Below are 21,317 nucleotides of genomic sequence, written 5' to 3'. Positions count from 1 at the left end.
CGGCATTCATGCGGAACGTGCGTTCTCGGATCCTGGCGCGCAGGACAATTTCTTCCGTCCAGCGCGCCCAATCTACTCTAGGGAGTGCACCACCGCGATCCGGGCCGGAGCCGCTCCTTGAATCACTCCGCCGGCGCGGTGCCCGGAACTTCTGCGCCGTAGCCGAGCGGCTCGCTCTCGACCTTGCCGTCCGTCTCGCCGATCTCCGCCAGGAAGCGCTCGGCCTCCAGCGCCGCCATGCAGCCCATGCCGGCACTGGTGACGGCCTGACGATAGACATGGTCGGTCAGGTCGCCCGCGGCGAACACCCCGGGAATCGACGTGGCGGTGCTGTCGGGCTTGGTCACGACGTAGCCGCCGTGATGCGTCTCGAGCTGATCCTTCACAAGTTCGCTCGACGGGGCGTGGCCGATGGCGATGAAGACGCCAGCGCAGTCCAGCTCCCGCGTTTCCTTCGTCTCGGTATGAGCGAGGCGAACGCCGGTGACGCCCTCGCCTTCGGCGCCCAGCACCTCGTCGATGCCGTGATCCCAGATCACCTCGATCTTGGGATTCCGGAAGAGCCGGTCCTGCAGGATCTTCTCGGCGCGCAGCATGTCCCGGCGGTGGACGAGAGTGACCTTGCTGGCAAAGTTGGTCAGGAAGAGCGCTTCCTCGACGGCGGTGTTTCCGCCGCCCACCACGACGACCTCCTTGCCGCGATAGAAGAAGCCGTCGCAGGTCGCGCAGGCGGAAACGCCGAAGCCCTTCCACTTCTCCTCGCTCGGCAGGCCGAGCCACTTGGCCTGCGCCCCGGTCGCGAGAATGACGCTCTCGGCGACATAGGTGGTCCCGCTGTCACCCGTGGCGACGAAGGGGCGCTTGGAGAGATCGATCTCGCGGATATGGTCCGAGACGATGTTGGTGCCGACCTCGCGGGCATGGGCCTCCATGCGCACCATGAGATCGGGGCCCTGGACCATCGCATCGCCCGGCCAGTTCTCAACTTCCGTCGTGATCGTCAGCTGGCCGCCCGGCTGGATGCCCTGGACGAGGACCGGGTCCAGCATGGCGCGGCTGGCATAGACGGCGGCGGTATAGCCCGCCGGGCCGGAGCCGATGATCAGAACCTTGGTGTCGATGCGCGTTGTCATGGCCGTATTCCTCTATCACGGACCCTACCTAGAAATTGGAGCCGGCGGCCGCAATGGCGGGTCGGTCCTTGCGTCACGTCGGCGCACTCGATTCCATATCTTGCGCAGCGATGAACGAATCTTGCGCGTCCGGCGTTTCATGGGGTACAGCGCGCTACTCTGTAACAGGGAGACTCCCAGTGGCCGGCGCCAAGCTCGACCCGATAGACCGCCAGATCCTCGCCGAGCTCCAAGCGGACGGGCGAATGACCAATGTCGAACTCGCCCGAAGGGTGGGCATATCGGCTCCGCCATGCCTGCGTCGCGTGCGATCGCTGGAGGAGGCAGGCTATCTGCGGGGGTATCACGCTGACGTCAATCCAAGGGAGCTCGGCTTCGAGGTTCAGGTCTTCGTGATGGTCGGCCTCGGCTCCCAGGCGGATGCCGATCTCGCAACCTTCGAGGCGATGTGCCGGGATTGGCCGCTCGTGCGGGAGTGCCACATGCTCAACGGCGAGATCGACTTCATCCTCAAATGCGTGGCGCCGGACCTGTCGGCATTTCAGTCCTTCCTGACGGGAGAGCTTTTGACCGCGCCGAAGGTGGAGAGCGTGAAGACGTCCCTCGTGATCCGCGTCGCCAAGGCCGAACCCGGCGTGCCGTTCGACGTCCTGGAGGAGCGGACCGCGCGGGCGCCCTGATCCCTCAGCCGCGCCGCCCGAAGGCCGCAGACGCGGCCCAGCCGGCCACCACCGCGATGATCACGGCGAGGATGCCGTAAACCAGCGGCTGTTCCTGCGAGAGATTGTAGACGAAGCGCTCTATTCCGACCTTCCGGACGCCGACGAGACGCTCGAGCTGCGTCACCACGCGGCCTTCCCGGAGCAGGAAGATCCGCACCCGGTAGTTTCCTTCCTCGATGGAGGAGGGCAACTCGAAGGTCGTGCGGAAGAGCGACTGCTCGGCGATCTGCACCGTTCCTTCCTGCATCGCGTAGAGGCCCGACGCCTCCCGGATGCGCACCAGCGCGTCGATGAATTCTCCCGCCTGCTCGAAATGATCGGGGATGCCGCCGGTGCGGATCACCCGCTCGACAGTCACGCGGTGGACGAGATCCGAGCCGTCGGTGAGGATGTCGTCCAGCGGATGGCTCGTCGCGATGCGGTAGACGGCGGGCGCGGCGGCGATATCGAAGGATTCGGTATTCACCCAGATCCCGGCCCGGCGCTCCGCCTCGCGCACTGTGACGGGATGCTGGGGCCCCTCGAGCGTGACGATGACGTCGACATCCTCTTCCTCCCGCTCGGTGCCGCCCCGCCGGATCGCCCCGAAGACGAGCAGTTCCGAGCCGTCGAAACTCGTGGTGATGGAGACGCGGTTCTGGCTGAGATCGGCGACGATGTCCTGCGCCGCGGCCAGCGACGGCAGGAGAAGCGACAGAACGAGCAGGGCAAGGCGGCTCATAGCAGCACCGGCTGCAGGGAGAAGAGCTCGTCCGGACGGATCAAGAGGTCCAGCGCGAGCTTGATGCAGACCGACAGGACGAGCAGCGCCAGGAGAACCCGCAATTGCTCGGCCTTCATCTTCGCGCCGATCCGCGTTCCGACCTGGGCGCCGATCACTCCGCCGATGAGGAGCAGAAGCGCCAGGGCGATGTCCACCGTCCGGTTCGTGGCGGCGTGGAGGATCGTGGTGAAGCCGGTGACGAAGATGATCTGGAAGAGCGAGGTGCCGATCACGACCTTCGTGGGCATTCCCAGAAGATAGATCATCGCGGGCACCATGATGAAGCCGCCGCCGACACCCATCACCGCCGACAGGACACCCACGGCCAGCCCGACGATCGCGGGCGGGATGACGGAGATGTAGAGGCCGGAGACCCGGAAGCGCATCTTGAACGGAAGCGCATGGACCCAGCCGCGCTGGCGCCGGGGCTTGGGCGGTGCGCGCCGGTTGCGGACCATGGCCCGCAGGCTCTCGACGAACATGAGCGCGCCCACTGCGCCGAGAAACACGACGTAGCAGAGCCGGACCATCAGATCGACCTGACCGGCATTGCGCAGGATGTTGAAGAGCCACACGCCGATCGCCGCCCCGACGAGGCCGCCGCAGAGCAGGACGGTGCCCATCTTGAGGTCCACCGTGCGCCGCCTGAGATGCGCGAGCACGCCTGAGACGGAGGCTGCGACGATCTGGTTGGCCGACGTCGCGACCGCCACGGCGGGCGGAATGCCGACGAAAAAGAGCAGCGGCGTGATCAGAAATCCGCCGCCGACCCCGAACATGCCGGACAGCACGCCCACGAGGCCGCCAATCCCCAGGAGGAGGATGGCGTTGACCGAGATTTCGGCGATGGGCAGGTAGATCTGCATGGCGCCTGATACGCCGATTTTCTGCCCTGCGGCAATGGGGCGCCGGGGCAGAAAGCCCCCCGTCGGCGGCTTAGCGTTCCTTCACGTAGGGCTCGCCGCCGGCCCGCGGCGGGATCGCCTTGCCGACGAAGCCGGCAAGGATGACGACGGTCAGGATATAGGGGGCTGCGTCCATGATCTGGGTCGGCAGGGGGATGCCGAAAATGTCGAGGTTCTGGTAGCGCAGGGCCAGCGCCTGCAGGAGGCCGAAGAGCAGGCAGGCGCCGAGCGCGTACCACGGCCGCCACTTGGCGAAGATGAGCGCGGCGAGCGCGATGTAGCCGCGGCCGGCGGTCATGTCCTTCACGAAGCCGGCCTGAAGGCCGGTGGAGAGGTAGGAGCCGGCAATGCCGCAGAGGAGGCCGGCGATGGCGACGGAGGCATAGCGCAGGCCGACGACGCTGACGCCGGCCGTGTCCACCGCCGCCGGGTTCTCGCCCACGGCGCGCAGGCGCAGGCCGAAGCGGGTGCGGAAGAGGACCCACCATGTCAGCGGCACCGTGAGGAGAGCGACATAGACGAGGATCGAGTGGCCTGAGAGCAGGTCGGCATAGATCGGCCCGAGGATCGGCACATCTGCCAGCGACTCGGCGAAGGGCAGCGTGACCGGCTCGAACCGCGCCCCGCCGAAGAGGGATGGCGTGCGACCGCCCTGACCGAACCAGGACTGGGCGATGAGCACTGTCATCCCGGCGGCGAGGAAGTTCAGCGCGACGCCCGAAATGAGCTGGTTGCCGCGGAAGGTGATGGAGGCGACGCCGTGGATCGCCGAGAGCGCCATCGAGGCACCGATCGCGGCCAGAAGCCCGATCCACACGCTGCCCGTGGTGTAGGCGACGGCGCCCGACGCGAAGGCGGCAACGAGCATCTTCCCCTCGAGGCCGATGTCCAGGATGCCCGCGCGTTCGGAGAAGAGCCCGGCAAGACAGGCGAGGATCAGCGGCGCCGAGAGGCGCAGCGTCGAGTCGAGGATCTGCAGCAGGGTGGCGAAGTCCATCAGGTCCTCGATCTGGCGGGAAACGGACAGGCCGAGCGGTCCCGCGCAGGGCGCGCGGGAGACGTCGCGAGGGCACGGGCGTTCGTTACCACCCTCATCGTGCCGCGGGCTCCGTCTTGGCCTCTGGGCCGGCGGGGGGCTCGGCGCTCGCCTTCGCGGCGCGGCGGTCGCGGGCCCGCAGGAAGAGCGCCTCGATGGGCATCCGCACCATGTTGTCGAGCGCACCGGTGAAGAGGATCACGAGCGCCTGGATCACCACGATCAGTTCGCGCGGGATCGAGGTGAAGAGCGCGAGTTCCGCGCCGCCTTGGTAGAGGAAACCGAAGAGGATCGCGGCGAGGAGCACGCCCAGGGGATGCGACCGTCCCATCAGCGCCACGGCGATCCCGATGAAGCCTGCGCCCTCGACGGAGTTCAGCACCAGCCTCTCCGCCTCGCCCATGACGTTGTTGATCGCCATCAGGCCGGCCAGCGCGCCCGAGATCATCATCGTCAGCATGATGATCTTGCGCGGCGAGATCCCGGCATAGACCGCTGCCGGCTCGGAATGGCCATAGGCGCGGATCTCGTAGCCGAGCCGCGTTCGCCAGATCAGGACCCAGACGAGGAGGCAGGCCAGAAGCGCGATGACGAAGGAGACGTTGGCGGGGCCAGCGCCGGAGAACGGAATGCCGATCGGGTTCAGCATCTCCGCCAGCGTCGGCAGGTGGGCGCCTTCGGGGAAACGGGCCGTCGCGGGGTCCATCGAGCCCTGCGGCTTCAACGTGTTGACCAAGAGGTAGTTGAGGAGCGCCGCGGCGATGAAGTTGAACATGATCGTCGTGATCACGATGTGGCTGCCGCGCCAGGCCTGCGCCCAGGCCGGGATCGCGGCCCAGAACGCGCCGAAGAGCGCACCGCCCAGAATGGCGGCGGGCAGGGCCAGCGCCCAGTGCGGCCACGGAACCGCGAGGCACACGAGGGCGACGCCGAGGCCCCCGAGGGCCGCCTGACCCTCGCCGCCGATGTTGAAGAGCCGCGCATGGAACGCGACGGCGACGCAAAGGCCGGTGAAGATGAAGTTGGTCGCGTAATAGAGCGTGTATCCCCAGCCATAGGTCGAGCCGAGGGCCCCCGAAACCATGGTCGTCAGCGCATCCCACGGGTTCTCGCCGATGCCGAGGATGACGAGGCCGGAGATCGCGAAGGCGAGAATGATCGAGATGACGGGGACGAGGATCACGTCCGCCCAGCGAGGCATCACGTCCATCAGTTCACCTCGCCGCGCTTGGACTTCAGTTGTTCTTCGACGACCTGCCAGTCTGGCCTGTCATCCGGAGCGTGGTCGATCCCGGCCATCAGGAGACCAAGCTCGCGCTCGTTCGTCTCCTCGGGAAGCCGTTCGCCCATGATCCGCCCGTCGAAAATCACCGCGATGCGGTCCGACAGGGCGAGGATCTCCTCCAGCTCCACCGACACCAGGATGATCGCCTTGCCGGCGTCCCTCAGCTCGACGATCCGCTGATGGATGAACTCGATGGCGCCGATATCGACGCCGCGGGTCGGCTGGCCGACGAGCAGAAGGTCCGGATTGCGCTCGATTTCGCGCGCCAGCACGATCTTCTGCTGGTTGCCGCCAGAGAAGTTCTTCGCTGCAAGCGCCGGGTTCGGCGGCCGCACGTCGAACCGTTCCATCTTGCCGGCGGTGTCCTCGCGAAGCGCGGCGTTGTCCATCAGGATGCCGGAGCCGTAGGCGGGATCGTCATGATAGCCGAAGCCGGTGTTTTCCCAGGCGTGGAAATCCATGATCAGCCCGAGGCGCTGCCGGTCCTCAGGGACATGGGCGATGCCGCGCCTGCGGCGCGAGCGCCCGTCCGAATGCTTGCCGGAGAGGTCGATTTCCTCGCCGTTCATCAGGACCGTGCCGGTGGCGGTGCAGGTGCCGCCGAGCACGTCGAGGATCTCCGACTGGCCATTTCCGGCGACGCCGGCAATGCCGAGGATCTCGCCCGCGCGGACGTTCAGCGAGACGCCGCGCAGCCGCTCGACGCCCTTGTCGTCGACAACGCGCAGGTTCTTCACGTCGAGAACGGTCTCACCGGGCGTGGCCGGGGCCTTGTCGACCCTGAGGAGCACCTCGCGCCCCACCATGCGCTCGGCGAGGTCCTGCGGGCTGGTCTCGGAGGTCTTCACCGTCCCCGTCATCTCGCCGCGGCGCATTACGGACACGGTGTCGGTGACTTCCATGATCTCGCGCAGCTTGTGGGTGATGAGGATGATCGTCTTTCCCTCGTCCCTCAGCCCGCGGAGGATGCGGAAGAGGTGATCCGCCTCGGCGGGGGTCAGAACGCCGGTCGGTTCGTCGAGGATCAGGATGTCGGCCTGGCGGTAGAGCGCCTTCAGGATCTCCACCCGCTGCTGCATCCCGACGCCGAGATTCTCGATCTTCGCGTCAGGGTCGACGTTCAGCTCATACTCGGCGGCAAGCTGGGTCAGGAGCGTCCGTGCCCGCGCGAGGGAGGGCCGCAGGAGGCCGCCCTGCTCGGCGCCGAGGACGACGTTTTCCAGAACGCTGAAGTTCTCCACCAGCTTGAAGTGCTGGAACACCATGCCGATGCCGGCACGGATCGCAGCCTGGCTGTCGGGGATGTCGACCGGCTTTCCGCCGATCAGGATCTCCCCCCGGTCGGCCTTGTAGAAGCCGTAGAGGATCGACATCAGCGTGGACTTGCCGGCGCCGTTCTCGCCGATGATCCCGTGGATCGTGCCGCGGCGGATGTTCAGCGAGATGTCCTTGTTCGCCTGCACCGGGCCGAAGGACTTGGAGATGCCGCGCAGTTCGATGGCCGGTGGCGCATCGGCGGCAGCCTCGGCGGCGGGGGCGGTCTGCGTCATGGAGGGGGAGCTTTCGAACGGGGGAGGGCGGGCCGATCGCGGCCCGCCCGGGTTCAGGTGCCGGTCGCGATCAGAACGACAGGTCGGGGCAGCTGTCGTCAGAGGTGTAGTCGTGCACCTCGACGTCGCCGGAGATGATGTTCGCCTTCGCCTCTTCGACGCGCGCTGCCATCTCTTCGGTGATCATCTCCTCGTTGTACTCGTCCACCGCGTAGCCGACGCCGTCATCGGCCAGGCCGAGGATCTGAACGGTGCCGGTCTCGAGATCGTCGCCCGACATCATGACGTCGTAGACGGCGTTGTCGACGCGCTTGGTCATCGAGGTCAGGACCTGGCCCGGATGCAGGTAGTTCTGGTTGCTGTCCACGCCGATGGAGAGGATGTCCTCATCCGCCGCGGTCTGCAGGATGCCGACGCCGGTGCCGCCGGCGGCAGCATAGATCACGTCGGCGCCCTGGCCGATCTGCGCGCGGGTCAGCTCGGAGCCGGTGACCGGATCGTTCCACGCGGCCGGCGTGGTGCCGGTCATGTTGGAGATGACCGTGGCGTCGGGGTTCACCGCCTTCACGCCCTGCGCGTAGCCGCAGGCGAACTTGCGGATGAGGGGCACATCCATGCCGCCGATGAAGCCGACGGTATCGCCCTCGGAGGCCATCGCGGCCAGAACGCCGACGAGGTAGGAGCCCTGATGCTCGGCAAAGCCGATGGTCAGAACGTTCGGTGCATCGACATAGCCATCGATGGTCACGAAATCGGTGTCGGGGTAGTCCGGCGCGACCTGGGCGATCGGATCGGAGAAGGCGAAGCCCGTGGTGATGATCGGGTTGGCCCCGGCCTCGGCGAAGCGGCGCAGGGCCTGCTCACGCTGGGCCTCCGACTGCATCTCGATCTCGAGATACTCGCCGCCGGTTTCTTCCGCCCACCGCTCGGCGCCCATGTAGGCGCTCTCGTTGAACGACTTGTCGAACTTGCCGCCGAGGTCGAAGATCAGCGCCGGCTCGGCCAGTCCGGCCCCCGCGGTCAGAGCGGTTGCGGTGGCCGCCCCGAGCAATGTGCGCATCATGGTCATGGTCTTGTATCTCCCGGTTGTGTGCAGTCGGGGCCATTCCTTCGGACCTGTCATCGGCCATGCTTGAGGGAGGCCCGCCGCTGCCGGTGGATTAGGGCGCAGCACCGCCGGACGGTCAACCATTTTTAAGGGCTTAGGACGCCGGGGAACCGGGAGAATGCGGGCCTCAGCCCCCGGCCGGACGGAGGGAAAGCGGCTTGGTGAGGACGACGGCATCGACCTGGGCGCCGTCCGGGGTGCTGTAGTAGCGAGCACGCCGTCCGGCCTCGCTCCAGCCGTTTGCGCCATAGAGCGCACGGGCGGCGGCGTTGAGGTCCGAGACCTCGAGAAAAGCCGTATCCGCGCCCCGGAGCAGGGCTTCCGTCTCGAATCCCGACAGAAGCGCGCCGGCCCGTCCCTGCCTGCGAAGCGCCGGATCGACGGCGAGGGTCAGGAGTTCCGCCTCGCCCGCAATCGCGCGACCGAGCAGAAATGCGGACGCGTCGCCGAGAATGAAGGCGCCGGGCGAACGCGCGAGGGATGCGATCTCCGTGGCGGACCAGGGGCGGGGCTTCGTGAAGCACCGGCCATGGAGCGCGGCCAGCTCCGCGGCGTCCTCCGGAGTCACGGCAGTATGGCCGGTGGGGGATCCGAGGAGGGCGCCGCATCGGCGCGCCGGAGGTAGAGCGGGGCCGGGCGGGGTTGGCCTTCCCGCGCATGACGCCGGAGCGCGATCCGTCCGATGGCCTCGGCGAGGGGGAGGGCGGGCGCGGCGACGGACAGGCCAAGGCGCCCGGCGATCTCCTCGGCGAAGGGGCCGATGCAGACGGTGCCGGCCGGCGCAGCAGGGAGACTGTTCAGCTCGGCGAGGCAGGGTTCACCGGGAGCGCCGTCGTCGAAATCCTGAAGGTAGGCCGCGCCGCGCCGGCCGTCGAGACAGGCGCGCACCTGCCCCCCTGTCCCTTCCGCCAGAGCCTCCATGACGCCCACGCCGATCGCCGGCCGCCCGAGGGACAGCGCAAGCCCCCGCGCGGCGGAGACGGCGATACGAATGCCGGTGAAGTTGCCGGGCCCCGTGCCGACGCCGATCGCGGTCACGTCCTGCGGCGATGCGCCGGCGGCGCCGAGGACCTCGCCAAGGAGCGGCATCAGTCGTTCGGCCTGGCCCGTCTGCATCGTCTCGACGCGGTCCGCCAGAACCCGGTGGCCCGACATGACAGCGGCCGCGCAATGCGCGGCCGACGTGTCGAAGCTGAGTATGAGGGGACCCTCAGACACCGACGGGCCGAACCTCGGTCACCTCGGGAATGTAGTGCCGCAGGAGGTTCTCGATCCCCATCTTCAGCGTCAGGGTGGAGGAGGGGCAACCGGCGCAGGCGCCCTGCATGTGAAGGTAGACAACGCCGCGCTCGAAGCCGTGGAACGTGATGTCCCCGCCATCCTGAGCCACGGCCGGGCGCACGCGTGTGTCCAGCAGATCCTTGATCTGGCTCACGATCTCGCCGTCCTCGCCCTCGTGGACGGCGTGTCCGTCACCGGCGGCGGGGGCGGTGCCCTCGTCCATGACCGGCGCGCCGGACTGGTAGTGATCCATGATCGCGCCGAGCACGCCGGGCTTCAGATGCTCCCACTCGCGGCCGTCTTCCTTGGTCACGGTGATGAAGTCGGTGCCGAAGAACACGCCCGTCACGCCGTCCACCCCGAAGACGCGGGACGCCAGCGGAGATTTCCCTGCGGTGTCCGGGCTCGGGAAATCGGCGGTGCCGGCATCGAGCACGGTCTGGCCCGGAAGAAATTTCAGCGTTGCCGGGTTCGGCGTGGATTCGGTCTGGATGAACATCGGACGGCCCCCTTTCGGCTTGGCCCATATATGCGAAGGGGGAGCCGGGATGTCAACGTTTCTGGAATGGTTCTAAAAAGCACCCGGCCCCTGCGGGCCGCGTTCCCCTGTCTCCGGGCGCTATTCGAACGGGGAAGAGCGCACCCGGCCCTCAGGTGACCGCTTCGAGCCGCTCCTTCGACATCTCTCCCGGAACGATGGTGATCGGGATCGGCAGGCTGCCCGCCGTGCGGGTCAGTTGGGAGACGAGGGGGCCGGGCCCGCCCTTGCCTGTACCTGCGCCGAGGACGAGGACGCCGATCTCGGAGTCCGTCTCGATCAGATCCATCAGCTCGGGCACGGCATCGCCTTCGCGGATCACCAGTTCGGGATCGATTCCCTGCCGGTCCCGCATCCACTTGGCAAAGACCTCGTAATGCGCCTCGATCCGCTCGCGGGCTTCGGCGCGCATCACGTCGCCGACGCCGATCCAGTGCTGGAACTCATCGGTGGGAATGATGGCGAGGATCTGCACGCCACCGCCCGTCTTCGCCGCGCGCATCGCGGCGAAGCGCATGGCGTTCAGGCATTCGCGACTGTCATCCAGCACGACGAGGAACTTGCGCATCATCTCTCTCCGCTCGCGCTGACATGATGGCGTCTCGCGGGATGTCCGTCCACTGGATCCGTGACGCTCATCGCGAATGCGCCCAATCCCAGTACAGCTTTCGCGCGCGGCGCGTCATGGGCCCGTGCTCGTAGGTGACGTCCTCGAAGGCGGTGACGGGCGTCACCTTCATCATGTTGCCGGTGAGAAAGACCTCGTCCGCCGCGGCGACGTCCTCGAAGCTCAGCACCGTCTCGATCACCTCGACCCCGTCGCTGCGCAGGTTGGCGATGTGCCGGGCGCGGGTGATGCCGGCGAGGAACGTGCCGTTCGGCACGGGCGTCCTCACGACACCGTCCGTCACGATGAAGACATTGGCCGTCGCGGACTCGGCCACGTTGCCCGCCGCATCTGCGACGAGCGCATTCCCGAAGCCTTTGGAGCGCGCTTCGGCCAGCATCCGCGCGTTGTTGGGATAGAGGCAGCCGGCCTTGGCATTGACCACGTTGGTCTCCAGTACCGGGCGGCGGAAGCGGGTGCGGCAGAGCGTTGTGGATGTGCCTTCGGGCGCCATCGGGATGCGCTCGAGGCAGATCGCGAAGCCCGTTGCCCCTTCCTTCGGCAGGACCCCGAGGTCGCCGCCCTCGAGGGCCCAGTACATCGGACGGATGTAGACGGCATCGTCCGGGGAGTAGGCGGCGAGCCCCTCGCGAACGATGTCCACCATCTCGGCGGCGTCCACGGTCGGGGTGATCATCAGCGCCTCGGCGGAGGCGTTCACCCGCGCGCAGTGAAGGTCCAGATCGGGCGCGACGCCTTCGAAGTAGCGCGCGCCGTCGAACACGGTCGAGCCGAGCCAGCTGCCGTGATCGGCCGCGCGCATGATCAGCGCGTCGCCGTCCTGCCAGCGCCCCTCGAAATAGGTGCGGATTGCGTCTCCGGTGGCCATCGGTTCCGTCCTCTCAAGTCTGCAGGCGACCGTATTGGCTGCACTGGCGGGATGCCAGCCCCGCCGCCGCGTCTCGCTGACGCGGCCGGTCCTCTGCCGGTTGCTCGCTGGCCACACCTCTGGCGGACAAAGGCGAATCGCTGCTGCCGGATGCGTGGACATCCTTGCGCGGCTGGGCTTAACCCATCCTCGAACACCATCCGAAAGGTCCGCTCACTATGAAGAAAATCGCCCTGACCGCATCGGCCGTCATGCTCCTGTCCGGGCCCGCATCCGCGGATGCCCTGTTCAGCTTCGGCCTGAACTTCGCTCTCGGCGGTGGTGGTGGCTTCGGCGCCACGGCGGGCCTGTGGTCCACCGACCAGACGGACAGTATCGCCGGCGGCCTGACCGGAACCTACTACCTCGACACCGGGCTTTCGGGCATCGGCGCCAATGTCGGCTACGTCTCTGATGGCTGGGTCGGCAGCTTCGGCTACGACTTCCTGCGCGCCGAACCCACCCTTGGCCTCAACATCGCAAACACCGTCGAGGACTGACCCCGCGGCGGGTCTCGTCCGCCGGGCGACACGACCGGAGGCCCTCCCGAACGGGACGGTGCATCGTCCTTCAGGCGAACGCGAGCCGGTCGGAGCGGGCCCGCGCGGCGGCGGACCCTCCGGCCCCGGCGCGGGGCGTCAGCCGGCCGACAGCCCGACGATCTCGTAGGCGCGCTTCACGATGGGCGCCGCGATCTCGCGGGCCTGCTCGGCGCCGCGGGCAAGGATCCGGTCGATCTCGGCGGTATCGTCGGTAAGCCGCTTCATCTCGGTCGAGATCGGTGCGAGCTTCTCGACGGCAAGCTCGGCCAGCATCGGCTTGAACTGCCCGAATTGCTGACCGGCAAGCTCGGTCATCGCCTCGTCCATGCTCCGCTCCGACAGGGCGGCGTAGATGTTGACGAGGTTGCGCGCCTCGGGGCGGCCGTCCAGCTCCTTCGCCGTCTCGGGCAGGGGCTCGGGGTCCGTCTTCGCCTTCCTGATCTTCTTGGCGATCGTGTCCGCGTCGTCCGTCAGGTTGATCCGGCTCATGTCCGACGGATCGCTCTTGGACATCTTCTTCGAGCCGTCCCGCAAGCTCATCACGCGTGTCGCGGTCCCCTCGATCACGGGCTCGGTCATCGGGAAGAAGTCCGTCCCGTAATCGTGGTTGAACTTCGCCGCGATATCCCGAGTCAGCTCCACGTGCTGCTTCTGATCCTCGCCCACCGGAACGTGCGTCGCGTGGTACGCGAGGATATCCGCCGCCATGAGGGCAGGGTAGGCGTAGAGGCCGAGCGAGGCGGCCTCGGCATTCTTGCCGGCCTTGTCCTTGAACTGGGTCATCCGGTTCATCCATCCAAGGCGCGCGACGCAGTTGAAGATCCAGGCCAGCTGCGCATGTTCCGGCACGCGGGACTGGTTGAACAGGATGGACCGTTCAGGATCGACGCCGGAGGCGATGAAGCCGGCCGCCGCTTCGCGCGTGGCATCGGCGAGGCGCGCCGGGTCCTGCCAGACCGTGATCGCGTGCATGTCCACGAGGCAGTAGATCGTCTCGTAGCCGCCGGTCTCCTGCATCCCGACGAAGCGCTGGATGGCACCGAGATAGTTCCCCAGGGTCAGGCCGCCGGACGGCTGGATCCCGGAGAAGACCCGAGGGGTGAAGGCGGAGGATTCGGTCACGGGGGCGGACATTGGATCGGCTCCGGCTTTATTTCGCTGACAGGGTCGCTTACTTGGGGGCGCATTTCCCGTCAAGAAAGGCGGCGCCCGAATGGACACCGACCACGACGCTTCTCCCTTCAATCGCCTCCCGCCGGTGGTGCTGGCCCTGGCCGGCGCCATGTTCGCCGTCGAGATCTGGTTCGCCCTGAACGCCTCGGGCTTCGTCGCCGCGATGGGCCCGCCGCGCGATCTGCGCATCTTCGCGCTCGAACGGTTCGCCTTCTCCGGTGAGATCTTCGACTGGATGCTGGAGACACGCCGCTTTCCGCCCGAGCACCTCTTGCGCTTCGTGTCCTATCCCTTCGTCCACGGCTCCTTCACGCACATGGTCTTCGTCGCCGTCTTCGTGCTGGCGCTCGGCAAGATGGTGGCCGAGGTCTTCTCGCCCGTCGCTGTCGCCGTGATTTTCTTCGCCTCGGCGATCCTCGGGGCCTGCGCCTTCGGCCTCCTCACGAACGATCCGCGCCCACTCTTCGGCGGATTCCCTGCGGCCTACGGGCTGATCGGGAGCTACACGTTCCTGCTCTGGGTGGGCTACGGCGCGCGTGGGGAGAACCGCTTCCGCGCCTTCACGCTGATCGGGTTCCTGATGGGGCTCCAACTTATATTCGGCGTGCTCTTCGGTGCGACGAACGACTGGATCGCGGAGATCACCGGCTTCCTGACGGGGTTCGTCCTGTCCGGCGTCCTCAGCCCCGGAGGCTGGTCCCGGCTTCTGGCCACTATCCGGACGCGCTGAGGCTCAGCGCCGTCTTTTCATCGCGCCGGTGATCTCGGACAGCCGCGTCGCTCCGAGCCATTGGGCGAAGGCGAAGTAGCTGAGGATGCCGGACGCGACGAGCCCGAACAGCGCAAGGTAGCGCCAGCCGCCCTGCGCAAGGGGCTCCCGCAGCAGCCAGGCGAGGCCGACGAGCAGGGCCGCCATCAAGAGCGCGGACAGGACAATCCGGGGGATGCGCCGGCGCAGGCGGTCGTCCACGCGCGTCGCCTCCCCCATGTTCCGCGCCCCCCGGACCAGAAGCGCCAGCATGATCCAGCCGGCAAGCGTCGTGCCGAGGGCCGCGGCGTAGAACCCGAGCCACGGCGCGAGCCCCAGCGCCACGCCGGCATTCACCACCATCGCCACCAGCGCGTAGTGAAACGGCGTCTTCGTGTCCGAGCGGGCGAAGTAGAGCGGCTGCCAGACCTTCTGCAGGACGAAAGCGGGCAGTCCTGCGCCGTAGATCGCGGTGACGATTGCCGTTCGCGCCGCCGCGGAGGTATCGAAGGCGCCGCGCTCGTAGAGCACGGAGACGATCGGGCCGGGGATCGCCACGAGGGCGAGGGCCGCCGGGACGGTGAGGAGAAGCGCGAATTCCGCCGCCCGGTTCATCGCCGCCTTGCCGCCGACCGTATCCTCCGCGGCTATGCGCCGGGACAGGTCCGGCAGAAGCACCACGCCGATGGCGATGGCGATGACGCCGAGGGGCAGCTGGTAGAGCCGGTCCGCGAGGTTCAGGTACTGGATCGCGCCGTCGTAATAGCTCGCCACCTGCCGGCCGACGAGCAGGTTGACCTGCATCACGCCGCCGGCGAGCATTGCCGGCCCCGCGATGCGCGCCAGCCGCTTCAGCTCCGGCGTGAGCTGCGGCCGCCGGGGGATCACGCGGAACCCCGCCTTCGCCGCCGCGATCCACAGGATCGCCAGCTGGGCGACGCCCGCCACCGGCACCGCGACCGAGAGCGCAAGCCCGTAGGGCCAGCCCGCCCAGCCCGCCGCGAGGACGGCCGTCACGAGGACCACGTTCAGCATGACGGGCGCCGCCGCGGCGGCCACGAAGCGCCCGGACGCGTTCAGAACGCCGGAGAGGAGCGCCGCGAGGGAGATCAGGAGGATGTACGGAAAGCAGATCCGTCCGAAGAGTACGGCCATGGGAAACCGTTCATCCTCGGCAAACCCGCTCGCCATGGCGAGGACCAGCCCCGGCATCGCCACCTGCGCGATCAGAGTGAACACGATCAGGAGCGAGGCGAGGCCCGTCGCCGCGTCCCGCGCGAAGCCGAGCGCGTCCTTGCCCGCCTCGAGCTTGCGCGCGAACAGCGGCACGAACGCCATGTTGAACGCGCCTTCGGCGAAGAACCGGCGGAACATGTTGGGCAGCGAGAAGGCCACGAGAAAGGCCTCCGCCACCGGCCCGTCCCCGAGCCGTGCGGCGATGATGATATCCCGCGCGAAGCCGAGCACGCGGGAGAGGAGGGTCCAGACCCCGACGGTCAGGAAGCCCGACATCAGACGAACGGGTTTCACGGGCGCGCCCCTTCACGTTTCACGAAGATGCCCCACGAGGGGCGGCGGGGGTCTGAGCCCCCCGAGCGGGCATCGCCCGAAGGAGACAAGCTCACCCCTGGCCTGCCCGGCGGGCGCCGTCGGCGACCGCCTCCCTCAGACGGCGTTCCAGCGCGGCCTGCTTGGACCGCGTGTAGAACTTCAGACCGAACAGATCCTTGACGTAGAACGTATCCACCACCTGCGCTCCATAGGTCGCGATCACGGCCGAGGCGATGTAGATGTTCGCCTCCGCCAGTGTGCGGGTCAGGTCGTAGAGCAGGCCCGGACGGTCCCGCGTATCGACCTCGATGATCGTGTAGATCTCCGATCCGTCATTGTCGAAGGTGATCGACGTCGGGAAGCGGAATTCGCTGTTCCGCTTCTTCACCTTGTCGCGGGACACCAGCGCCTCGCGGGCGCTGACTTCGCCCTTGAGGGTGCGCAGGATCATCTCGTTCAGCCGGGGCAGGCGGTCCTCCTCGAACGGCGCGCCGTCCGCGTCCTGCACCCAGAAGATCGCCGTCGCCCAGCCATCCTTGCTGGTGTAGGTCCGCGCATCCACCACGTTCGCCCCGACGAGGGCGAGCGCGCCCGCAAGGCGGCTGAAGATGCCTGGATGGTCCGCGAGTGCGAAACAGGCGCGGGTCGCGTCTCGGTCCGCATCCGGGGTCAGGTCGATCCGGATATCGTCCGCCGGAAGCCCGCGCAGCATCCCCGCGAGCGTCGTATGGGCGGAGGTCGGCAGGCCCTGCCAATAGGGCGGGTAGTGCCGCGCGAGTTCCGATCGCACGTCCGCCGCGGGCCAGTCGGACAAAGCCGCGCGCAGCGCGCGCTTCGCCTCCGCGCCGCGGTTCTCCCGGTTCAGCGCTTCAAGGCCGCTCTCGAGGGCCTCGTCGGTCTGCCGGTAGAGGCTCCGCAGCAGCATGGCCTTCCAGTTGTTCCAGACGTTCGGCCCGACGCCGCGGATGTCGCAGACGGTAAGGACGGTCAGAAGGTCGAGCCGCTTCTTCGACTTCACCGCCTTGGCGAAGTCCCGCACCGTGCGGGGATCCGAGATGTCCCGCTTCTGCGCGAGGTCGGACATCAGGAGATGGTAGCGGACGAGCCACTCGACGGTCTCGGCTTCCTCTGGCTTCAGATGCAGCCGGGGGCAGACGGTCCGCGCGATACGGGCGCCGACGACCGAATGGTCCTCCGGACGGCCCTTGCCGATATCGTGCAGCAGCATGGCGACGTAGAGCACCTTTCGGTTCACGCCGCCGTTCCGCAGGATCCCCGTGGCGAGGGGAAGGTCCTCTTCCAGCTCGCCGCGCTCGATGGCCGCGAGCTGGCCGATGCACTGGATGGTATGCTCGTCCACCGTGTAACTGTGGTAGACGTTGAACTGCATCATCGCGACGATCGGGTCGAATTCAGGAATGAACGCCGCGAGGAGGCCCAGCTCGTTCATTCGCCGCAGGGCCGGTTCCGGGTTGCGATGCTTCAGCAGCAGGTCGAGGAAGATCCGCGAGGCCTCCTTCCGGCTGCGCACGGCGGCATCGATCAGGGTCAGGTTCGCCGCGATGATCCGCATCGCTTCGGGGTGCAGGAGCAGCCCCGAGCGCAGCGACTGGTCGAAGATGCGCAGCAGGTCGAGCGGATGGTCCGGAAGCGTCTCCGGCTCCGAGAAGGTCAGGCGTCCCTGTTTCACGTCGAGGCGCTCCGGCAGCTTCCGCCGCCGCCGCCGCTTGAGGAAGCCGGCGATCGTCCCCTCGGGCTTGAGATGGATCGCCTCGAGCGCCGTCAGGAAGATCCGCGTCAGCTCCCCCACGCGCGTCGCATGGCGGAAATAGTCCTGCATGAACCGCTCGACCGCCCGGCGTCCGGCGCTGTCGCTGTAGCCCATCCGGGCGGCGACCTCGACCTGCAGATCGAAGGTGAGCTGGTCCATCTCCCGCCCGGTGATCAGGTGCAGATGCGCGCGAACCGCCCAGAAGAACGTTTCCGCCTCTCGAAAGGCGCCGTACTCCGCCTCGGTGAAGACGCCGAGGTCGACGAGTTCCCGGATGCGGATGACGCAGTGCACGTACTTCGCGATCCAGTAGAGCGACTGCAGGTCCCGAAGCCCGCCCTTGCCCTCCTTCACGTTCGGCTCGAGCATGTAGCGTTGCCCGCCCTGACGCTTGTGCCGGGCGGAGCGCTCCTCGAGCTTTGCGGCGATGAACTCCTTCGCAGTGGTGCTGAACAAGTCCTCCCAGAGGCGTTCGAACAGCTCCACCGACAGCGCCTCGTCCCCCGCCACGGGGCGCAGCTCCAGCATCGAGGTCCGGATGGTGAAGTCTTCCTTGCCGAGGCGGATGCACTCCTTGACCGTCCGCGCGGCGTGGCCGACCTGCAGCTTCAGGTCCCACAGGATATAGAGCATCGTCTCGATGACGCTCTCGGCCCAGCCGGTGATCTTCCACGGCGTGAGGAAAAGCAGATCGACGTCCGAATGCGGCGCCATCTCGGCGCGCCCGTAGCCGCCGGCAGCGAGGACCGAGAGGGATTCGCCCTTCGTCGGCGATTGCCGCGGGTGAATCATCTCGGAGGAGACACGGAACGCCTCCTGGACGAGCGCGTCGGTCAGCCAGGAATAGGAGGCGACGAGCGCCGCCGACTCTTTCGGGGCGGCCTCGAATGCGGTCTGGATCGCGGTCCGGCCACGGCTTCTGGCGCGCGCGAGGACCTGGGTGACGGCGTTGCGTCCGCCGGCTCCCTGGCGCGGGTCCTCGATCTCCGAGAGAGCCTCGGCGATCTCGGAACGCACGGTTTCGCGGTCGAAAATGGCAACCGCCGGACAGATCAGGCTGTCCGGCGGGATTGTGACGTAGGCAGACGGGTCCGGTTCAGAAACCGGCGCCGCCAAAGCCTCTGGGAGCAGGGTCAACGACAACCACCCTGTTGTTGCGGATCTGGGCGACGGCGAGCGCCCGCTGATTGGTGCCGTCGTTGCGCAGGCGGAAGATGCCGCCCGTGCCGGTGAAGCCCGACCCCTGCGTCAGGGCGGAGCGGGTCAGCGCATTCGAGCCACGCTGCTCGACGAGGGCGCCGATGGCGGCGATCCCGTCGTAGGCGAGGCCCGCGAGCGGATGCGGATCGCTGCCGTAGGCGGCACGGTAACGCTGCTGGAACGCGGTGTTGAGGTTCGGATCGGGCAGGGCGAACCAGGACCCCTGGAGGCCCGGCTGGCTGAGGGCCGAGGACGGAATGTCGAACCGGGCCAGACCGATATACTGCGCGGTCGAGGCGCCGAGGCCATTCTCCGGCAGGAGCTGGGCGAGGAGCGGCATGGCGCCGGCATTGTCCGAGGTGAAGAAGACCGCGTCGGCGCCTGCCGCACGGGCCTGCGAGGCGATCTGCGGGGCGGCGGAGGCGACGCCCTGCTGGCTGACGGTGAAGCGGGACTGGCCGGCGAGGTTCGCGCGGGAGCTGCCGATGGCGTTCACGATGGCCTGGCGACCGACTTCCTCACCCGGCGAATCGCCGGCCACGACGTAGATGTTCCGGCGGCCGTTCCGCGCTGCGTAATCGACGAGGCGATTGGCGGTATTGTCGAAGGTATTGCCGAGCAGGAACAGGTTGCCGCCGGCGATCTCGGCATTGTTGGAGAAGGACAGGACGTTCACGCCCTCGTCGGCCACGGCGACCGCGGCGGCATTCGAGGCGCCCGAATAGAGCGGCCCGAGAAGGATCTTGGCGCCCTCGGCGACGGCGGTGTTCGCGGCCTGCGCGGCCCGGGCGTCGCTTCCGCCGGTGGAATAGGTGCGCAGGTCGATCTCGACGCCGTCCAGGTCGGCCATCGCGAGGCGCGCGGCGCGCTCGAGAGACTGGGCGACCTGTGCGTCCTGCGGGTTGCCTGATCCCGTCGGGATCATCAGGGCCACGGGAACAGGGGCGCTAGCGTCGATGGACGGGCCGGAGCCGCCACTCGTGATCGGCAGCGGTCCGCACGAGGCGAGAAGGACGATGGAGGCCAGAGCTGCGAGGCGGGCTATGGCCGTTCGGGGGATGTCCAGGACGGCGGTCATGGGCTAGGTCTCACTCTTCCGGAGTTCGGCAATTGGGTCGGACGGGACCCTAGGTGACGAGGGACGGCAAGTAAATGACGGACGAGACCGACCAGACCGGCTTCGAGGAGAGCACCGGCGGAACACCTGCGCGGCAGGTCGCTCTTGCGCCGGGCCTCTATCTCGTCGCGACGCCCATCGGTTCGGCCCGCGACATTACCTTGCGCGCGCTCGATATTCTCGCTTCCGCGGACACGATCGCCGCCGAGGACACCCGCACGGCCCGGCACCTGATGGAGTTGCATGGCATCAAGGCGCGAGGACGGCGGATCGTCGCCTATCACGACCACAGCTCGGACGGGGACCGCGCGCGCCTCCTCGGCCTCGTCCGGGAGGGCGGCTCCGTCGCCTGCGTGTCCGAGGCGGGCACGCCCCTCGTCGCCGATCCGGGGTATCGCCTGGTGAAGGACGCCGTGGCCGAGGGGCTTGCCGTCACGGCCGCGCCCGGCCCGTCCGCTGTGCTTGCGGCGCTGTCGATCTCCGGCCTGCCGAGCGACCGCTTCCTTTTCGCCGGTTTCCCTCCCAGCAAGGGGGCGGAACGGCGCAAGGTGCTCGAGGAGCTGGCGGCTATTCCGTCGACGCTGGTGCTCTACGAGAGCCCCAAGCGCATAAAGGGTTTGTTAGCGGATCTGGTGGATATTGCGGGAGCGGAACGGAAAGCCGCGATTTGCAGGGAGCTGACGAAACGATTCGAGGAGGTGATCCGCGGCACTCTGGCGGAGCTTGCGGAGGCGGTGCCGGACAAGGGCCTTCGTGGTGAGGTCGTCCTTGTGCTGGACAGGCCGCTCGCGCGGCAGATCGATCAAGAGGAAGTCGACGCTGCGCTTCTGGACGCGCTCGAGCGTCTTCCGATGAAGGCCGCCGCCAACGAGATCGCGACGCGGTTCGGGACGGCGAAGCGGGACATGTATCAACTGGCGCTCCGCCTGAAGGGCTGAGCGAGACGGGGATCGGAGCCGGTCCATGGCAGGAGGAAAACGGGAGACGGGGCGCGTTTCCTGGTATGGCGGTCGCGCCGCCGAGGACGCGGCGGAGCGCGCGCTCGAGGATGCCGGCCTGTCCATCGAGGCGCGGCGCTGGCGCGGGGCGGGCGGAGAGATCGATCTCGTGGCCAGGGACGGTGAGACCTATGTCTTCGCCGAGGTGAAAAGCGCTCCCTCCCACGAAGAGGCGGCATGGCGCCTCGGAGTTAGGCAGATGGCCCGCATCGCCGCGGCGGCCTCGGAGTATCTCGCAAGATCGCCGAAGGGGCTCCTCAGCGACGCCCGCTTCGACGTCGTGCTTGTCGATGGGACCGGCCGGACGGAAATCCTTCGCAACGCGTTCACCGCCTGATCGCGGGCCCCGTTCGGCAGCTAT

At 67.8% G+C, this 21,317-nt stretch carries 21 protein-coding genes; 5 read left to right on the top strand and 16 right to left on the bottom strand.

The genetic code is table 11. From position 1 onward, the window contains the following. Window positions 1-122 precede the first annotated feature (122 nt). Window positions 123-1,133 carry a thioredoxin-disulfide reductase gene (gene trxB / locus DQG15_RS04980; RefSeq protein ID WP_116083224.1) on the bottom strand — a complete coding sequence of 337 codons (1,011 nt, stop codon included), beginning with the start codon at window positions 1,131-1,133 and terminating at the stop codon, window positions 123-125. 179 nt (window positions 1,134-1,312) lie between these two features. Between trxB and DQG15_RS04975 the strand changes: the two genes are divergently transcribed. Continuing rightward, window positions 1,313-1,813: an Lrp/AsnC family transcriptional regulator gene (locus DQG15_RS04975; protein WP_116083222.1), complete on the top strand. Its 501-nt coding sequence runs from the start codon at window positions 1,313-1,315 to the stop codon at window positions 1,811-1,813. Between the two features lie 4 nt (window positions 1,814-1,817). Here DQG15_RS04975 and DQG15_RS04970 read toward each other — a convergent pair whose 3' ends face one another. The 11 genes from DQG15_RS04970 to DQG15_RS04920 form a co-directional block, all read right to left on the bottom strand. Further along, a complete protein-coding gene (locus DQG15_RS04970; protein WP_116083221.1) occupies window positions 1,818-2,576 on the bottom strand; it encodes a TIGR02186 family protein in 759 nt (252 codons plus the stop codon). Beyond that, the gene (locus DQG15_RS04965; RefSeq protein ID WP_116083219.1) at window positions 2,573-3,484 is read right to left on the bottom strand and encodes a sulfite exporter TauE/SafE family protein; all 912 of its coding nucleotides are present in this window, start codon (window positions 3,482-3,484) and stop codon (window positions 2,573-2,575) included. Before DQG15_RS04965 ends, DQG15_RS04970 begins: the two co-directional genes overlap by 4 nt. Window positions 3,485-3,554: 70 nt before the next feature. Next, window positions 3,555-4,520, bottom strand: coding sequence for an ABC transporter permease (locus tag DQG15_RS04960; protein ID WP_116083217.1), 966 nt, complete (start codon window positions 4,518-4,520; stop codon window positions 3,555-3,557). 94 nt (window positions 4,521-4,614) lie between these two features. Continuing rightward, window positions 4,615-5,769 (bottom strand): ABC transporter permease, encoded by a 1,155-nt coding sequence (locus DQG15_RS04955; protein WP_116083216.1) that lies wholly within the window; start codon window positions 5,767-5,769, stop codon window positions 4,615-4,617. Beyond that, complete coding sequence (locus tag DQG15_RS04950; protein ID WP_116083214.1) at window positions 5,769-7,394, bottom strand: ABC transporter ATP-binding protein; 1,626 nt, start codon at window positions 7,392-7,394, stop codon at window positions 5,769-5,771. The genes DQG15_RS04955 and DQG15_RS04950 overlap by 1 nt, the downstream gene beginning before the upstream one ends. 70 nt (window positions 7,395-7,464) lie before the next feature. Next, window positions 7,465-8,463 (bottom strand): BMP family protein, encoded by a 999-nt coding sequence (locus DQG15_RS04945; RefSeq protein WP_116083213.1) that lies wholly within the window; start codon window positions 8,461-8,463, stop codon window positions 7,465-7,467. A 166-nt stretch (window positions 8,464-8,629) separates the two neighbouring features. Then, window positions 8,630-9,070 carry a GNAT family N-acetyltransferase gene (locus DQG15_RS04940; RefSeq protein ID WP_116083211.1) on the bottom strand — a complete coding sequence of 147 codons (441 nt, stop codon included), beginning with the start codon at window positions 9,068-9,070 and terminating at the stop codon, window positions 8,630-8,632. Continuing rightward, window positions 9,067-9,720 carry a tRNA (adenosine(37)-N6)-threonylcarbamoyltransferase complex dimerization subunit type 1 TsaB gene (gene tsaB / locus DQG15_RS04935; RefSeq protein WP_116083209.1) on the bottom strand — a complete coding sequence of 218 codons (654 nt, stop codon included), beginning with the start codon at window positions 9,718-9,720 and terminating at the stop codon, window positions 9,067-9,069. The genes DQG15_RS04940 and tsaB overlap by 4 nt, the downstream gene beginning before the upstream one ends. Next, the gene (locus DQG15_RS04930; protein WP_116083208.1) at window positions 9,713-10,282 is read right to left on the bottom strand and encodes a NifU family protein; all 570 of its coding nucleotides are present in this window, start codon (window positions 10,280-10,282) and stop codon (window positions 9,713-9,715) included. The genes tsaB and DQG15_RS04930 overlap by 8 nt, the downstream gene beginning before the upstream one ends. Before the next feature lie 151 nt (window positions 10,283-10,433). Then, window positions 10,434-10,889, bottom strand: coding sequence for a universal stress protein (locus tag DQG15_RS04925; RefSeq protein WP_116083753.1), 456 nt, complete (start codon window positions 10,887-10,889; stop codon window positions 10,434-10,436). A 67-nt stretch (window positions 10,890-10,956) separates the two neighbouring features. Further along, window positions 10,957-11,817, bottom strand: a complete 861-nt coding sequence (locus DQG15_RS04920) for a branched-chain amino acid aminotransferase (protein WP_116083206.1) — start codon at window positions 11,815-11,817, stop codon at window positions 10,957-10,959. A gap of 218 nt (window positions 11,818-12,035) precedes the next feature. On the opposite strand from DQG15_RS04920, the gene DQG15_RS04915 reads away from it, so the two are divergent. After that, a complete protein-coding gene (locus tag DQG15_RS04915) occupies window positions 12,036-12,356 on the top strand; it encodes a hypothetical protein (protein WP_116083204.1) in 321 nt (106 codons plus the stop codon). A 138-nt stretch (window positions 12,357-12,494) separates the two neighbouring features. On the opposite strand, the gene trpS is transcribed toward DQG15_RS04915, so the two are convergent. Then, window positions 12,495-13,532 (bottom strand): tryptophan--tRNA ligase, encoded by a 1,038-nt coding sequence (gene trpS, locus DQG15_RS04910; RefSeq protein ID WP_116083203.1) that lies wholly within the window; start codon window positions 13,530-13,532, stop codon window positions 12,495-12,497. Between the two features lie 79 nt (window positions 13,533-13,611). Between trpS and DQG15_RS04905 the strand changes: the two genes are divergently transcribed. Continuing rightward, entirely contained in the window at window positions 13,612-14,301 is a 690-nt protein-coding gene (locus DQG15_RS04905) for a rhomboid family intramembrane serine protease (protein WP_116083201.1), read from the top strand. Window positions 14,302-14,304: 3 nt separating this feature from the next. Here the strand turns inward: DQG15_RS04905 and murJ are convergent, their stop codons facing one another. The 3 genes from murJ to DQG15_RS04890 form a co-directional block, all read right to left on the bottom strand. After that, window positions 14,305-15,849 (bottom strand): murein biosynthesis integral membrane protein MurJ, encoded by a 1,545-nt coding sequence (gene murJ / locus DQG15_RS04900; protein ID WP_116083199.1) that lies wholly within the window; start codon window positions 15,847-15,849, stop codon window positions 14,305-14,307. Between the two features lie 91 nt (window positions 15,850-15,940). Continuing rightward, window positions 15,941-18,778: a [protein-PII] uridylyltransferase gene (locus DQG15_RS04895; RefSeq protein WP_116083197.1), complete on the bottom strand. Its 2,838-nt coding sequence runs from the start codon at window positions 18,776-18,778 to the stop codon at window positions 15,941-15,943. Then, a complete protein-coding gene (locus DQG15_RS04890; RefSeq protein ID WP_116083195.1) occupies window positions 18,738-19,919 on the bottom strand; it encodes a penicillin-binding protein activator in 1,182 nt (393 codons plus the stop codon). Before DQG15_RS04890 ends, DQG15_RS04895 begins: the two co-directional genes overlap by 41 nt. A gap of 74 nt (window positions 19,920-19,993) precedes the next feature. Here DQG15_RS04890 and rsmI point away from each other — a divergent pair, with 74 nt between their 5' ends. Next, the gene (gene rsmI, locus DQG15_RS04885) at window positions 19,994-20,896 is read left to right on the top strand and encodes a 16S rRNA (cytidine(1402)-2'-O)-methyltransferase (protein ID WP_116083193.1); all 903 of its coding nucleotides are present in this window, start codon (window positions 19,994-19,996) and stop codon (window positions 20,894-20,896) included. A 25-nt stretch (window positions 20,897-20,921) separates the two neighbouring features. Then, window positions 20,922-21,293: a YraN family protein gene (locus tag DQG15_RS04880; protein WP_116083191.1), complete on the top strand. Its 372-nt coding sequence runs from the start codon at window positions 20,922-20,924 to the stop codon at window positions 21,291-21,293. Window positions 21,294-21,317 lie beyond the last annotated feature (24 nt).

The organism is Tropicimonas sp. IMCC34011 (assembly GCF_003390865.1).
Classification (GTDB): domain Bacteria; phylum Pseudomonadota; class Alphaproteobacteria; order Rhodobacterales; family Rhodobacteraceae; genus Tropicimonas_B.
This window is presented reverse-complemented; position numbering and strand designations above follow the sequence as displayed.